Origin of the sequence: Polaribacter reichenbachii, from assembly GCF_001975665.1 — a bacterium.
Classification (GTDB): Bacteria; Bacteroidota; Bacteroidia; order Flavobacteriales; family Flavobacteriaceae; genus Polaribacter; species Polaribacter reichenbachii.
The window spans coordinates 3,659,783-3,676,091 of sequence record NZ_CP019419.1; the positions used below are offsets into that span (position 1 = coordinate 3,659,783).

General features: G+C 29.8%; 15 protein-coding genes. 9 read left to right on the forward strand and 6 right to left on the reverse strand.

Features of this window, described 5'->3' with window-relative positions:
• Positions 1–53: 53 nt before the first annotated feature.
• Positions 54–869 (forward strand): DUF1853 family protein, encoded by an 816-nt coding sequence (locus tag BW723_RS15605; protein WP_068357985.1) that lies wholly within the window; start codon positions 54–56, stop codon positions 867–869.
• Positions 870–957: 88 nt separating this feature from the next.
• Here BW723_RS15605 and BW723_RS15610 read toward each other — a convergent pair whose 3' ends face one another.
• From BW723_RS15610 to BW723_RS15625, 4 genes are read right to left on the reverse strand one after another with little or no spacing between them, the layout of a single operon-like run.
• On the reverse strand, positions 958–2,073 hold the full coding sequence (locus tag BW723_RS15610) for an efflux RND transporter periplasmic adaptor subunit (protein WP_068357982.1): 1,116 nt from the start codon (positions 2,071–2,073) through the stop codon (positions 958–960).
• A gap of 21 nt (positions 2,074–2,094) precedes the next feature.
• Complete coding sequence (locus tag BW723_RS15615; protein ID WP_068357979.1) at positions 2,095–3,339, reverse strand: ABC transporter permease; 1,245 nt, start codon at positions 3,337–3,339, stop codon at positions 2,095–2,097.
• Between the two features lie 2 nt (positions 3,340–3,341).
• Complete coding sequence (locus BW723_RS15620) at positions 3,342–4,574, reverse strand: ABC transporter permease (RefSeq protein ID WP_068357976.1); 1,233 nt, start codon at positions 4,572–4,574, stop codon at positions 3,342–3,344.
• A gap of 2 nt (positions 4,575–4,576) precedes the next feature.
• Positions 4,577–5,269: an ABC transporter ATP-binding protein gene (locus BW723_RS15625; RefSeq protein ID WP_068357972.1), complete on the reverse strand. Its 693-nt coding sequence runs from the start codon at positions 5,267–5,269 to the stop codon at positions 4,577–4,579.
• Positions 5,270–5,449: 180 nt separating this feature from the next.
• On the opposite strand from BW723_RS15625, the gene BW723_RS15630 reads away from it, so the two are divergent.
• Positions 5,450–5,866, forward strand: coding sequence for a thiol-disulfide oxidoreductase DCC family protein (locus BW723_RS15630; protein WP_068357969.1), 417 nt, complete (start codon positions 5,450–5,452; stop codon positions 5,864–5,866).
• Between the two features lies 1 nt (position 5,867).
• A complete protein-coding gene (locus BW723_RS15635) occupies positions 5,868–6,524 on the forward strand; it encodes an HAD family hydrolase (RefSeq protein ID WP_068357964.1) in 657 nt (218 codons plus the stop codon).
• Between the two features lie 2 nt (positions 6,525–6,526).
• Here BW723_RS15635 and BW723_RS15640 read toward each other — a convergent pair whose 3' ends face one another.
• The gene (locus tag BW723_RS15640) at positions 6,527–6,934 is read right to left on the reverse strand and encodes a DUF2721 domain-containing protein (RefSeq protein WP_068357958.1); all 408 of its coding nucleotides are present in this window, start codon (positions 6,932–6,934) and stop codon (positions 6,527–6,529) included.
• A 69-nt stretch (positions 6,935–7,003) separates the two neighbouring features.
• Between BW723_RS15640 and BW723_RS15645 the strand changes: the two genes are divergently transcribed.
• The 6 genes from BW723_RS15645 to BW723_RS15670 all read left to right on the forward strand — a co-directional run bounded on the left by BW723_RS15645 (position 7,004) and on the right by BW723_RS15670 (position 14,723).
• Positions 7,004–7,672, forward strand: a complete 669-nt coding sequence (locus BW723_RS15645; protein WP_068357955.1) for a M15 family metallopeptidase — start codon at positions 7,004–7,006, stop codon at positions 7,670–7,672.
• A 77-nt stretch (positions 7,673–7,749) separates the two neighbouring features.
• Positions 7,750–8,421: a hypothetical protein gene (locus BW723_RS15650; protein ID WP_068357951.1), complete on the forward strand. Its 672-nt coding sequence runs from the start codon at positions 7,750–7,752 to the stop codon at positions 8,419–8,421.
• A gap of 136 nt (positions 8,422–8,557) precedes the next feature.
• The gene (gene pdhA / locus BW723_RS15655; RefSeq protein WP_068357949.1) at positions 8,558–9,547 is read left to right on the forward strand and encodes a pyruvate dehydrogenase (acetyl-transferring) E1 component subunit alpha; all 990 of its coding nucleotides are present in this window, start codon (positions 8,558–8,560) and stop codon (positions 9,545–9,547) included.
• Between the two features lie 3 nt (positions 9,548–9,550).
• The gene (locus BW723_RS15660; RefSeq protein WP_068357946.1) at positions 9,551–11,164 is read left to right on the forward strand and encodes a pyruvate dehydrogenase complex dihydrolipoamide acetyltransferase; all 1,614 of its coding nucleotides are present in this window, start codon (positions 9,551–9,553) and stop codon (positions 11,162–11,164) included.
• Positions 11,165–11,330: 166 nt separating this feature from the next.
• The gene (locus BW723_RS15665; RefSeq protein ID WP_068357944.1) at positions 11,331–13,427 is read left to right on the forward strand and encodes a glycoside hydrolase family 2 protein; all 2,097 of its coding nucleotides are present in this window, start codon (positions 11,331–11,333) and stop codon (positions 13,425–13,427) included.
• 6 nt (positions 13,428–13,433) lie between these two features.
• Entirely contained in the window at positions 13,434–14,723 is a 1,290-nt protein-coding gene (locus BW723_RS15670; RefSeq protein WP_068357941.1) for a glycoside hydrolase family 117 protein, read from the forward strand.
• Positions 14,724–14,789: 66 nt separating this feature from the next.
• Here BW723_RS15670 and BW723_RS15675 read toward each other — a convergent pair whose 3' ends face one another.
• Positions 14,790–16,184 carry an MATE family efflux transporter gene (locus BW723_RS15675; protein ID WP_175335391.1) on the reverse strand — a complete coding sequence of 465 codons (1,395 nt, stop codon included), beginning with the start codon at positions 16,182–16,184 and terminating at the stop codon, positions 14,790–14,792.
• Positions 16,185–16,309 lie beyond the last annotated feature (125 nt).

Below are 16,309 nucleotides of genomic sequence, written 5' to 3' on the forward strand. Positions count from 1 at the left end.
AATAACATTTAAAACCTCAAGTTACAAAATAGATTTGTAACTTCGATTTTGAAATGCATCAAAAAACAAAAGACATTCAAAATAGATATGATGGCTTTTTACAAACGCCTAGTTTGTGGAAAAATAAAGATGTATATGAATTACATCAATTTAAAATTGAACCCAAAACTTTAAAAATTGATTTTAATATTGATGAAAAACTAAGATTAGGTAAATATATAGAACGTTTTGTTTCTTATCAATTAGCACAAGAAAAAGACATTAATATACTTTGTGAAAATATTCAAATTCAGCAAAATAGAATTACTTTAGGCGAATTGGATTGTATCCTTCTAAAGGATAAAAAACCAATTCATTTAGAGGTAATTTATAAGTTTTATTTGTTTGATGACACAGTTGGAACCACTGAAATTGATCATTTTATTGGGCCAAACAGAAAAGATGCTTTAGTAGAAAAACTCACTAAACTGAAAGAAAAACAATTGCCACTACTCTATTCTAATGAATGTGAAAATTATTTAAAAAGCATCCATTTATCATCAGAAAAAATAGAGCAACAAGTATATTTTAAAGCACAATTATTTGTGCCTTATGCATTTAAAAATATGCAATTAAAAACTTTGAATACAGATTGTATTTCTGGTTTTTACATCAATCAAAAAGAACTTACAGCGTTTAATGATTGTAAGTTTTTTATCCCTAATAAAAAAGATTGGTTGGTGAATCCGCATCAAAATGTAAAATGGTTTAATTATACCGACTTTAAAGAAAAATCTGCTGCATATTTAGCCAGAAATTTTTCGCCTCTTTGTTGGTTAAAAATGAAAAATGGAGAAATTTTTAAATTTTTTCTAGTTTGGTGGAACTGACTTTAACTTCAGCAATAAAATTTAATACATAAAAAAAAGAACTCAAAATATGAGTTCCTTTTTTATTCTTATTGAAGTTATAACTTAATTAGTTATTACCATCATTTTTATCATCTTTAGAAACTTTGTTCCAGATTTTAATTTCGTCAGTTTCAGAAATTCCGTCTAAAACTTCTACGTTTACGCCATCAGAAGTTCCTAATTTTAAAGTTCTTTTTTCAAAAGTTCCTTCTCCAGTTTTTACTTCTACATATGGTTCTTCTGTTTTTTTATCAAATTTTAATAAAGCTTCTTTAATTGCTAAAACACTGTCTTTTTTTTCTAACACAATATCTGCATTGGCACTATAACCAGCTCTAATAAAATAATTGTCGTCTAAAGAAACATCTGCCTTAATTTTAAACTGAACTGCACCAGATTCTTCTGTACCTTTTGGTGCGATAAAGTTTAATTTTGCAGGAAACATTTTCCCTTCTATAGCTCCAATTGAAACCTCAATATCTGAACCACTTACTAATTTACCAACTTCTGATTCATCTACTTTACCTTCAAAGATCATTTTGTTCATATCTGCAATAGATGCAATAGTTGTACCTGCATTAAAGTTGTTAGATTGTATTACTTGGTCTCCTTCTTTAACCGGAATTTCTAAAATAGTTCCAGACATTTGAGCCATAATATTTGTGTTCGCAGAACCACCTGAACCTGCAGAACCTTTTTTAATAATCATATAATCGTTCTGAGCATTTTTTAAATCTTGCTTTGCTTGATTATAAGTTAACTCTACATTCTCGAATTCTTGTCTAGAAATAACACCTTTATCGAATAAATTTTTATTTCTTTTGTAAGAAATCTCAGCATTACTCAAGCTAATTCTAATATTATCTACTCTACCTTTTGCACTAATTAAAGATTGCTCATTAGGTACAACTCTTACAGTTGCAATTAAATCACCTTTCTTTACTTTAGAACCTTCTAAAAGCATTATTTTATCGATAATACCTGTTATTTGTGGCTTAATTTCAATTTCTTCTAAAGGAGTTACTTTACCTGTAGCTACCGTTTTTTTAACAATTGTAGTTTTAAAAGGCGTTTCTGTTTCGTATTCTACAATACTAGTTTTGTTCTTTTTTCCGAACCAAATTAACGCTGCAATAAAACCTATTGCTATGATAATTAAAATAATTTTTGCTCTTTTACTCATGATTTAGTTGATTGATTTTCTTTATTCTTCTCTTAATGCTTCTATTGGTTTTACTACTGTTGCCATATGTGCAGGTATTAAACCTATCATTGTACCTAATACTATTAAGGTAGCAAATGCTATAAAAATAATTGGTATGTTTACTGTTGGGTTTATTAAAATGGCATCATCTCCTTGCCCTAAAAAGTTGTCGATTAAAAATAAGATAAAACCACCAAACACAATACCTAACATACCAGCTATTGTTGTTAGAAAAACTGATTCTAATATAATTTGCTGACGAATACTTTTTGGTGTTGCACCCAAAGCGCGTCGAATTCCGATTTCTTTTGTACGTTCTTTTACAGTTATTAAAAGGATATTACCAATTGCAAAAACTCCTGCAATTAAAGTTGCAATACCAACGAACCATGTTAAAAACTGCATACCTGTTAAAAAACCGGTTACTTTACCTATTTCTTTACCTAAATTTACACTACCAAATGCTCTTTTATCCTCTGGATGTACTTTGTGTAAACCTTTTAAAGTTAAAAGAATATCGGTTTCCATTTGCTCAATATCTGTACCTTTATGAGCAGTAATCATCATCCAATCAACTTTATTAGCTGTGTTATATACTTTTTTAAACGTTGTAAAAGGTATGTAAGCTGTATCACCATCAAAATCTATTGTATTTGAGGGTTTATAAACACCAATAACCTTATAATTTATACTGTTTATTTTAATATATTCTCCAATTGGCATTTCACCTTTATCAAACAATTGTTTGTACATATCTTCTGATATCACAGTAACTTTTGAATTTAAAAGGATATCATTTCCATTTAAAAAACGCCCAAATATCAATTGCTTTTTTTGAATTTGATCTAAAACAGGATAATCTCCACTTACTCTAAAATCACCAGATTTAAAATTGTGTACGAGCAAATTATTAGTTTGATTTCTTGGTGCTAATAATTGTATTTCATCTGAAAATTCTGATTTTAAAACTTCAATATCGTTCATTGTTAAACGAAACCTTCTACCTTCTTGAAAACCTTTAAAAGGTGTATCTGTAGATTGAGTCCAAACAAAAACACTATTGGTTGCAAAGTTTCCAAACAGTTTATTAAAACCATTTTCCATTCCTCTTGCTGCTCCTAAAAGCACAACTAAAAGGAAAATACCCCAAAGCACACCAATAATTGTAATTACGGTTCTCACTTTATTTTTACGGATGCTTCCGTAAATTTCTTGCCAAGTATCTGAATCAAATAAAAACTTCATAATCAATCTGCTCTTAATGCTACAATAGGTTTAATATTTGCTGCTCTTTTTGCGGGTACATAACCTGCAATTAATCCTGATAAAACTAGAATAATTGTTGCTCCAATTACAATACCTGGACTTACACTTGGGTCTTTAATAAAGTAATCTTTTTCTAAACTATCTCCAATCAAAGACAATAAATAAGTACCCAAAGACAAACCTAAATAACCGGCAATTGTAGTGATTAAAACAGATTCTTGTACAACCATACCTACAATAGATGATGGTTTTGCTCCAAGTGCTTTTCTTATCCCAAATTCTTTAGTTCTTTCTTTAATTACAAAAATCATAATATTAGAAATACCTATAATACCTGCAACTAAAGTACCAGAACCAATTAAGATTACAATTGCATATAATGCTCCCATAAATTGACCAACTCCTTTATTCGCTTCTGCCATATTTCTAACAGAAAGGGCACTTTGATCATCTGGATGAATGCTTAATTTTTTACGTAAATCACGCTCCATTTTATTACCAAAAGCAACTGCAGCATCTAAACTTAAATTTGGGTCATAACCCAATGCCATTTGACTAATGTAATCATTGTTACCATAAATCATTTGTGCTGTAGTTAAAGGTATAAAGGCTTTTCTTTCTTCATTATCTCCACCTTCATCAGAAAAAACACCAATAATTAAATAAGAACTTCCATTAACATTTAAACGTTTACCTAAAGCAGGTCTTTCTCCAAATAGATCTTCTTTTATCAATCTACCTATAACAATTACTTTAGATTTTTCTTTAATGTCTCTTTCATTTACATACCTACCTTCGTTTATGATGGTTTTTTCTAAAAATTGATGATCAGGATGTATTGCCATAACACTATAAGTGTCTGCATTATTCTTGTATTTTAAAACAAAGTTTTTATAAATTCTTGCTGACTGATATTGTAATTTGTCTCCAAATTCCTCTTTTACAAAATTATAATCGTCATTTTTTAATTGGATTCTTCGACCTGTTTGTAAACCTTTATATGGTTTAGAAGATTTCCAAACCCTAACAAACATTGCATTTTGAGCATCATCTGCAAAAGCACCTTTAAAAGTGTTACTTAAACCACTAACTATACCAAAAAGTAAGGTGAATAATAAAATGGCAAAAGCTACAGTAAAACCAGACATTACAGAACGTAATCTGTTTTTATTAATGCTTTGAAAAATTTCTCTCCATCTGTCTAAATCAAACATAATTATACTGCTTTAGACGCTTTTGTTAACTCATCACTAATAATAAGACCATCTTTTAAACGTACAATTCTTTTGGTTTGTTCTGCAACTTCTTCTTCGTGTGTAATTACAAAAACTGTCATTCCTTCATCATTAATGTCTTTTAATAAGTCCATTACAGAATCCGTTGTCGTAGAATCTAATGCACCAGTTGGCTCATCTGCTAAAACTACTTTTGGTTTGGTTACTAAAGCTCTTGCAATGGCAACTCTTTGTTTTTGCCCTCCAGAAAGTTCGTTTGGTAAATGGTTTGCCCAATCTTTTAAACCTACTTTTTCTAGATAATCTAAAGCAACTTTTAAACGGTCTTTTCTATTCATACCTTTATAATACAAAGGTAATGCAACGTTTTCTAATGCTGTTTTATAAGAAATTAAGTTAAAAGACTGAAAAATAAAACCTAAGAATTTATTTCTTAAAAGCGCTGCTTTTTTCTCATTCATATCTTTAATTAGCTGACCATTTAAATAATAATCACCTTCGTCATGAATATCTAATAAACCAACAATATTTAATAATGTAGATTTCCCTGAACCAGAAGAACCCATAATAGAAACAAACTCGCCTTCTTTTATGTGTAAATCAATTCCCTTAAGTACGTGTAAAGAATCTTTTCCTATTGGATAAGATTTGTGTAGTTTTTCTATTCTAATCATTTGGTTTGGTTAATTTAACTACTAATGTATTGAATGCTAATGATAGCTTTTATTAATTTTATGTTAAAAGCAATTTCTAATTAACAATACAAACATAAGACGTTGCAATTAAAAAAATGTTACAAGGTTTTTTAAAAAAAGTTAAAGTAATTTTGTTTTTTTACTTTGTAAAGTGATTTTATGGTCGATATTCCTTTAAATAAAAAACTAATTCTTTTTGATGGCGTTTGCAATCTGTGCAATAATTCCGTTTTAAAAGTTATAAAATACGATAAGAAAAATACCTTTCTTTTTACTGCTTTACAATCTGAAACTGGTAAAAAAATCACAAAACAATTACATATAGATACTCAAAAAGTAGATTCAATAATTTTATACGAACCTGGCATTTCTTATGATATAAAATCTACAGCTGCTTTAAAAGTTATGAATGATTTTGGAGGAATTTGGCAACTTACCCAAATAGGATTTCTTTTTCCAGAGTCTTTCAGAAATTTCATTTACGATTTTATTGCAAAAAATAGATACAAATGGTTTGGTAAAAAAGAAAGCTGTATGATACCAACCAAAGAATTAAAAGCTAAATTTTTAGATTAAAATGAAAATACCAAAAGAAATTAAATGTGTTATTTTTGATATGGATGGAGTTATAATAGACTCAGAAGAAATTCATAAAAAAGCGTATTATGAAACATTTACGTCTGTTGGGGTCGATGTTTCTCCTGAACTTTATAAAACACTCACAGGATCATCAACCATAAATACATTTCAGAGATTAATAGCGCATTATAATTTAGATGTAAAACCAGAAGACTTAGTTATTGATAAAAGAAAACGTTATGTAAATTTCTTTGAAAACGATCCAACTTTACATTTAGTAAATGGCGTAGAAAACCTTATAAAATATTGCTACAACAAAGGGTTAACTTTAGTTTTAGCCTCATCTTCTGCAATGGTAAATATTGATAGAGTTTTTAATCGTTTTAATTTAAACTCTTATTTTAATGCTAAAATTAGTGGTGCGGATTTAACGGAATCTAAACCACACCCAGAAATCTTTGAAAAAGCAGCAATTTTAGGTAATACTCCAAAAGAAAACTGTATAGTTATTGAAGATTCAGATAACGGAATTAAAGCTGCAAATGATGCTGGTATTTTTGTCTTCGGATTTAAAAATCCTATGGTTGCAGATCAATCTTTAAAAAATGCTGATTTTGTTATTGATGATTATAACACCATAAAAACGTATTTATAAAACTATTTATTGCCTAAATATTGTTCAATATCTTCTATTTGATGTTGTAAAGCCTCAGCAGAAATTTGAATTTCTTTAATTAATAATGCCAAAGAAATAAGCAGTAAAATTAAGCCAATACCAAAAGCCCAAACTGCAATTATGTAAAAATCAATATAAATTAAGAACATTGTTAATACGCAGAATAACAAACTTGTAATTCCGAATATTTGCATATATCTCGTTAAATTTAAACGAATTCTTAAGTTTTTAATCTGTCTTAAAAGAGAGTCATCATTATTTTCTAAATACTTAGCGTGTAAATTTCTGATAACAGAAGCATACGCCAAAAATCGATTTGTATAAGCAAGCATAATCAAAGAAATCGCCGAAAATAATAAAGCTGGTGTGGTTAAAGTAAGTTGTTCCATATATAACATCAAAAATAAAGAATAATTCCGATTTAAGGTAGGCTTTAATTTTTTCTCTATTTTTGAAAAATGAAAAATATTCTTTTTTTAATCGCTCTTGGTTTTTGTATTACAATAAGTGCTCAAAATTTACCAAAAGGTTTTGTGTATTTATCTGATATTGATGCTTCCATCCAAAAAGAATTACGTTATTTAGGTAACAATAATTTTATAGGTAAACCTATTGATGGTTATATAAACAATTGTGTTATTGTTAGTAAAGAAACTGCTAAAGCTCTAAAAAAAGTACAAACCATTTTAAATAAAAAAGGCTTAAGTCTAAAAATTTTTGATGCTTACAGACCACAACAAGCTGTAAACCATTTTGTAAAATGGGCAAAGGTTTTGAATGATACTTTAATGAAACAACAATACTACCCAAAAGTACCAAAATCACAATTGTTTAATTTAGGGTATATCGCATCAAAATCTGGACATACAAGAGGTAGCACAACAGATTTAACTATTATTGATATAAAAACAGGCAAAGAATTAGATATGGGTAGCCCATTTGATTTTTTCGGAATTGAATCTCATCCTTTCTATAAAAACATTACCCAGAAACGAAAAGAAAACAGAATGTTACTTAGAAAAGTGATGTTAGACAATGGTTTTAAACCTTATGATCATGAATGGTGGCATTTTACCTTAAAAAACGAACCTTTTCCTAAAACGTATTTTAATTTCCCTATTCAATAACAATTTTAACAAAACTGAAACAGCTTCAAAAAAAATCGGCATTATATTTGTATTGTTCTTGCTAGAAATTTAAATGTATGAAACTAATTTTTAAATCTTTTTTTATCCTTTCTTGTGTTTGTTTTACCACAAATATAGTTGCTCAATTAGATACAAATAAAGGCACAAAAGAAAAAGGAAAAACAAAATCTATTGTTTTAAAGAACTCTAAAGAAGTTAATAAGCCAAAGTCTATTGAATTAAATGGTACAGATGGTTTTCAAAAAGCATATGATGCCGAAAAAGAGAAATTAAAAAACGAACAGAAAGAAGACAATTTAAAAAACAAAGGGATTCTTACACAAGCAAAACTAAACGAACAACGTTTTTTAAAATCTTTCCAAAAAATTAATGGTCAATATATAATTCCTAAAATAGATCAAGATTTAGGTAGTTTTAGAACAAGCTCTAAAAGTGTAAATATTATTTGTAGAGATTTTCAATATCCTGATGGAGATCGAGTTACCATTTACGTTAACGATGTTCCCTTAATTTACAACATCCTTTTAAAAACAAGTTATCAAAAATTCAATATTCCTTTAAACGTTGGTATTAATAAAATTGCATTTAAAGCATTAAACCAAGGAACTTCTGGACCAAATACTGCTGCTTTTAAGGTTTATAATGATGCAGGTATGCTAATTTCATCTAACGAATGGAACTTAGCAACAGGTGCAAAAGCTACTTTAGTTATTGCCAAAGATAAATAATTACGAATTCTTCAATTAAATGATGTAATTTTTTAAAAAACAAGTTTTTTTATTCTTTATAAAACTGTTATTTTTGTCGTTAAGATTATTAGCGTGAGTTTATAATTTAACAAAAAATAACAACAAAGACTAAAGAATGAAAAAAATCACCAAACAAACCTATTTAGATTGGTACAAAGACATGCTTTTCTGGCGTAAGTTCGAAGACAAGTTAGCATCTGTTTACATTCAACAAAAAGTAAGAGGATTCTTACACCTGTATAATGGACAGGAAGCTATTTTAGCAGGAGCTTTACATGCAATGGATTTATCGAAAGATAAAATGATTACTGCCTACAGAAATCACGTACAACCAATTGGTATGGGAGAAGATCCTAAACGTGTTATGGCTGAACTTTATGGTAAAGCAACAGGAACTTCTAAAGGTATGGGTGGTTCTATGCATATTTTTTCTAAAGAATTTCGTTTTTATGGTGGTCATGGTATTGTTGGTGGTCAAATTCCTTTAGGTGCTGGTCTTGCATTTGCAGACAAATATAAAGGTAATGATGCCGTAACTTTAACTTGTTTTGGTGATGGTGCTGCAAGACAAGGTTCTTTACATGAAGCTTTTAATATGGCTATGTTATGGAAATTACCTGTTATTTTTATTGTAGAAAATAATGGTTATGCAATGGGGACTTCTGTAGATAGAACTGCGAATCATGATGATATTTGGAAATTAGGTTTAGGTTACGAAATGCCTTGTGGACCAGTAGATGCTATGAATCCTATTAAGGTTGCAGAAGCTGTAGATGAAGCCATTCAAAGAGCTAGACGTGGAGATGGACCAACTTTCTTAGAAATGAAAACATACAGATATAGAGGTCATTCAATGTCTGATGCGCAACACTACAGAACAAAAGATGAAGTTGAAGAGTACAAAAAAATTGATCCAATAACTCAAGTAAAAGATATTATCTTAGAAAAGGGTTATGCTACAGAAGAAGAAATTTCTGAAATAGATAAAGACGTAAAAAGTAAAGTAAAAGAATGCGAAAAGTTCGCAGAAGAATCTCCATATCCAGAAACTCAACAGTTATATGATATGGTATACGAACAAGAAGATTATCCTTTTATAAGTTAAGATATGGCTACAGTAATAAATATGCCGCGTTTAAGTGACACCATGGAAGAAGGTGTTGTGGCACAATGGTTAAAAAAAGTTGGAGATAAAGTTGAAGAAGGCGATATTTTAGCAGAAATCGAAACTGATAAAGCTACAATGGAGTTTGAATCTTTCTATGAAGGAACTTTATTACACATTGGTATTCAAGAAGGAGAAACTTCTCCTGTAGATAAACTTTTAGCCATTATTGGTGAAGAAGGCGAAGATATATCTGCACTTTTAAACGGAGAAGCAGAACCTGTAAAAGAAGAAGCTGCCACAGAAGAAACTAAAGAAGAAACTACTTCTGAAGCTTCAACTGAAAGTGCTGCTATTCCAGAAGGTGTAAATGTTATTGCTATGCCTCGTTTAAGTGATACGATGACAGATGGTACAGTAGCTTCTTGGTTAAAGAAAGTTGGCGACAAAGTTGAAGAAGGTGATATTTTAGCAGAAATTGAAACTGATAAAGCAACAATGGAATTTGAATGTTTCTACGAAGGAACAATCTTACACATTGGTGTTCAAGAAGGTGAAACAGCTCCTGTTGATAGCTTACTTACAATAATTGGCCCAGAAGGAACTGATGTTTCTGCGATTGTAGCAAGTGGTGGAACTGCTTCTGCAGCTCCAGCAGAAGAAAAACCTGCTGCAACTCCAGAAAAGAAAGAAACTAAACCTGTTGCTAAAGTAGAAGAAGCAAAACCTGCTGCAACTACAAGTAATACTTCTAACGGTCGTGTTTTTGCATCTCCATTAGCAAAGAAAATTGCTGCTGATAAAGGTTTTAATCTTGCTGATATTACTGGTTCTGGCGAAAATGGTAGAATTATTAAAAAAGATGTAGAAAACTTTACTCCTGCTGCTAAAGTAGAAGCTAGTGCTGCTACAACTACTGTTATTGCTGCTGGTGAAGAAAAATCTGAGGAAGTTAAAAATTCTCAAATGCGTAAAGCAATTGCAAAATCTTTAGGTAATTCTAAATTTACTGCTCCTGATTTCAGTTTAAATATTGAGGTTGATATGGACAATGCAATGGCTTCTCGTAAAACTATCAATGCAATTCCAGATGTAAAAGTGTCATTTAATGATATGGTTGTTAAAGCTTGTGCTATGGCATTAAAAAAACATCCACAAGTAAACACTTCTTGGTCAGATGCTAATACAATTTACCACAGTCATATTCATGTTGGTGTTGCTGTTGCTGTAGATGATGGCTTATTAGTACCTGTAATTAAACATACAGACTCTTTAAGTTTAACTCAAATTGGTGCAGGTATTAGAGATTTAGCTGGTAAAGCAAGAAACAAAAAATTAGCTCCTGCAGAAATGCAAGGAAGTACTTTTACAGTATCTAACTTAGGTATGTTTGGTATTCAGAATTTTAATTCTATTATCAATCAACCAAACTCTGCAATTTTATCTGTAGGTGCAATTGTGCAAAAACCAGTTGTTAAAGATGGGCAAATTGTTGTTGGTAATACAATGAACTTAACTTTAACTTGCGATCACAGAACTGTTGATGGTGCTGTTGGTGCTCAATTTTTACAAACTTTAAAAACGTTTATAGAAAACCCTGTTACAATGTTAGCATAGTTTCTACAAAACATTTATAAATAAAAAACCTAAACTTAATTGTTTAGGTTTTTTTTGTATCACAAATTAACCAAATCAAGTTTTAGATCAGTTAAAATCATAAAAAAACTAGATTTTAAAATTAAATTTGAAGGAGGAACCAATTGAATCATAACCTTCAAATAAAATGTACGAACTTAAAAAACGAAAAAAAAGCAATCACCACAGAAAAAATATAATTCTACAAGTATTAACTATTACCTTTTTATTAGTAGGATTTTACACAAATGCACAAGTAAATTTTATAAAAGATCGTAAACACATACAATTAACTAACTGGAAATTTCAAAAAGGTGTTTTTTATAAAGGAGAAAGCAAAAACTTTAACGATTCTACTTGGCAAAATATAAAAGTACCACACACCTACTCTATGGATGCCATAGAAAATGTAGGCTATTATAAAGGCATTGCTTGGTATCGTACACATATAAACATCCCTAAATCTATGGAAAACGAACGTGTTTTTCTACGTTTTGGAGCTGTTGGACAAGAAGCTATCATTTATGTAAATGGAATAAAAATAGGCAACCATATAGGTGGTTATTCTGCATTTTGTTATGAAATTACAAAAGCTGTAAAAATTGGAGAACATAATTTAATCGTTGTAAAAACTAGTAATGCACCAAATTATAAGAGAATTCCCGTAAATGATGTTTTGTTTAATCATTATGGAGGCATATATCGTTCAGCGCAAATTTTCTCAACACCAAAATTCAATATTTCACCAACCTTTTATGCTTCTTCTGGTGTTTTTGTCCATTTAATAGAACAATCAAAAAACTCTGCTAAAATTGAAGTGAGAACACATATCACAAATAAAGAAAACCTAAATCAATTAACTTTAAATTATAAAATTTTAGACGCTAATAACCAATATATTAATAGTTTATCAAAAATAATTAAAATTGATAAAAAAAATACTATAGATACTCAGTCTATAGAAATAGAAAATCCTATTTTATGGAATGGACGAAAAAATCCATATTTATATTCAGTAGAAGTTACGCTGAGTGATGGAAAAACTTCGGATAAAATTTGTGAAACTTTTGGTTTAAGAACTTTTAAAGTTGATGCTGATAAAGGTTTCTTTTTAAATGATGAACCTTATCGAATTTACGGTGTAGCTATGCATCAAGAATGGCAACAAGTTGGGCCAGCACTTACATTAGAAAACCATAAAAAAGATATGGAAATTATTGATGAAATTGGTGCTACAGGTTTACGATTATCTCATTATCAACATTCACAAAACACTTATAATTCTGCAGATAAATTAGGTTTATTAGTATGGACAGAAATACCTTTTGTACACGATTATAGTGGTCGTGAACAAGGAAATGCAAAACAACAATTAACTGAATTAATTTATCAAAACTACAATCATCCTAGCATATTTTCTTGGGGATTATGGAACGAAGTTCGTGCTTGGAAAAGCGCTGACGAACCTTGCGTAATTCTTACAAAAGAACTCAACAATTTAGCTCATAAATTAGATAGTACTCGTTTTACAGTTTCTGCTAGCGATCGTGGAATGGAATCAAATATGGGAAACATCAGCGATTTACAAGCTTGGAATAAATATTATGGTTGGTATTATGGGCAATATTCAGATATGGAAAAATGGTTAGATGAATCTCGAATAAAATATCCAAATATTGAATTAGCCATTAGTGAATATGGTGTTGGAGGAAATATTTATCAGCAAAATAGAGCTTTATTAGAGAAACCAATTGGAAATTATTTTCCTGAGCCAGTACAAACAAATTATCACGAAGTTACTTGGAAAAATATTAAGGAACGTCCTTTTATTTGGTCTTCTTTTATCTGGAATATTTTTGATTTTTCTGTAGCTGGCTGGAACAGAGGTGGAATTAAAAACCTAAATCATAAAGGATTAGTTACTTATGACAGAAAAGTTAAAAAGGATGCTTTTTATTTTTATAAAGCAAATTGGAGCGATTCTCCTGTTTTATATATTGCTGAATTAAGAAATACAAAAAGAACGGAAGCTAAAACTCAAGTAAAAGTTTTTACCAATTTAGAAAAAATTACACTTTACATCAATGGTAGAAAAATTGCTACAAAAAAACAATCTGATGATTATAATACCATCATATTTCACGATATTTTATTGAAAAACGAGATTAACAAAATTGAAGTGAAAAGCAAAAAAGGCAAAGAAAAATTTAGTCATAAAGCTGAATGGATTTTATCAAAAAAATAAAAGAAAATGAAATATATTTTAACTGTAATTACTGCTTTACTACTTTTTAACTGTTCGAAAAAAGAAGTAAAAAAAGAAACTATAAACAATCAAAAGCCATTTCCTTTAAAAATAAAAGACATTGAACCAAATAGAGTTATGAGTGCTGCAATGCAAAGATCCTTTAAACACTATGAAGCTCCTAGATTGTTAGACAATGAATTGTATACCAATTTTAAATACACTGAACTTAAAGGTTTTAATTATAACAATGGAAATGGAACCATAAGCAGAAGAGATCCTTCTAAAATCATTTATGAAAATGGTAAATATTATGTTTGGTACACACATCGTGAAACGCCAACTGAACCAAAAGGAAAAAATGGTGCTAATGATACAATACCTTCTACAGACTGGGATTTAGCAGAAATTTGGTATGCAACAAGTAAAGATGGTTTTACTTGGAATGAACAAGGTGTTGCTATAAAAAGACCAAAAAAACCACAACCTGGATGGCGTTCTGTAGCTACTGCTGATATTTTAAAATTTAAGGACAAATATTATTTATACTACCAAGCTTTTAATGCACCAAGTGGAACTTATAACGAAGAAAAAGACGCTTATGATATTTGTCCTGTTGCAATGTCTTGGGCAGATTCTCCTGATGGTCCTTGGATACCTTTTAATGAAGTAGTAATCCCTTTTGGCAAAAGTAACGAATGGGATTGGCGAGTAATTCACGATCCAATGCCTTTGGTGCATAATGGAAAAATTTATCTTTATTACAAATCAGGAATGGATCAAAGAGATAAAAATAGAAAACATTGGGATTGCTGGGGATTAGCAATTGCAGATCAACCAGAAGGTCCTTTTAAAAAACATCCCTTAAGCCCTGTTATGAATTCTGGGCACGAAACCATTTTGTTTCCTTTTAAAGAAGGTGTAGCTGCAATTGTAGGTACAGATGGTATTGAACATTATACAATTCAGTATGCAAAAGATTGGGTAAATTTTGAAATTGCATCAGTTACTCAATTATTACCTACAGCTGCAGGTGTTTTTTCGAAAGATGCTTTTACAGATAACCCTAATGCAGACGGAATTACTTGGGGACTTTCTCATTTTATAAATGCTGGTAAAAACTGGAAAAAACTTTACTCTAAATTAGGACGATTCGACTGTGATTTAAGTCAATCTACTGATGATCCTAGTATGAAAAAATCTAATATTCTATTACCAAATGAACTTTATTTCTCACAAGGATTATCAAAAAAACAAAAAGAAAGAATTATGCTCGAAAATTCTAATAAAAAATAAAACTTGAAATCAATTCATCTTATTTATCATTCAAATTAATAGATATAATTTAAAAATAGACAAAAACTAATTGGCTATAACAACAGCTTCCTTTTCTTTTATCAATCTTAAAGTTAATCTATTAAATCTGATAAACAATAAAACTGATGCTGTAGATAAACCAGCTAACAAGCCTAACCAAATACCAAAACTTCCTAACCTTTCTGCTGCACCAAAATAATACGAAACAGGAAAACCAACACACCAATAAGAAATAAAGGTTAAAATCGTTGGTATTTTAACATCTTGTAAACCACGTAAAGCTCCTAATACCAAAACCTGTATACTATCAGATATTTGAAAAAATGCAGCTGCAATTAAAAGTTTAGAAGCTATTGTAATTACTTCCAAATTATCCACATAATTTACTTTATCATCTAAATCAACATAAATGGTAGGCATTATTTTGTGAAATAAGAAAAATAAAATAGCAAAAACTGTGGCTAAAATTAATCCTAAGAAAAAGATTGAAAATGCAATTCTACGCAATTCTTTAAAATTTTGTAATCCTTTTTGATTACCAACTCTTATCATAGAAGCAACACTTAAACCCATTGCAACCATAAACGTCATCGAAGATAAATTTAATGCAATTTGATTTGCGGCTTGTGGATTTTTACCTAATAACCCACTTAACCAAATGGCAGCTGTAAAAATAGCGACTTCAAAAAACATTTGCATAGCACTTAAAGAACCTAAATTGATAATTTTTTTTATCATTAAAACATCTAAAACAAAGAACTTTAAATTGCTGATAATTCGCTTAGATCGTGTTTTATTTTTTAATAAAAGCCATAAATAAATTACCATAATTATTCTAGAAGCCAATGTACCATAAGCTGCACCAACAATACCTAATTCTGGAAAACCAAACTTACCAAAAATGAATAAATAGTTTAATACAACGTTTACAATATTGGCAATTAAGGTAGCATACATAGGGTATTTAGTCATAGACATACCATCACTAAACTGCTTAATTGCCTGAAAAATAATTAACGGAATTAAAGAAAAAGCCACCAAATCTAAATACGGAATTGCCAACTCAACAACTTCTTTGGGTTGCTGCATTAAATACATTAAAGGTTTGGCAAAAAAGACCATCAAGAACAATAAAATACCTAAAGAAGTACATAAAAATAATCCGTTTTTAAAGGTAGCTCTTGCTTGTTCTAAATTATCAGAGGCATCAGCTTCTGCAATTAAAGGTGTAATTGCTGTAGAAAAACCAATACCAATAGACATTGCAATAAACATAAAACTGTTACCTAAAGAAACTGCAGCCAATTCTGCAGTACCTAATTGCCCAACCATAATATTATCTATAAAAGCAACAAAAGTATGCCCTAACATACCCAACATTACTGGTGCTGCTAGTTTCCAATTGTATTGAAATTCTGATGTATATTGAGTAAGATTCACTTTGTAAATGATAAATTTCGGACTGCGAAGATACATATAAGATTATCATTTTTTAAGGAGAACTTCACAGTTTTAAGTTAAGTTTTTGAATAAAAAATATTACTTTTGATGCAAACCAAAATCAA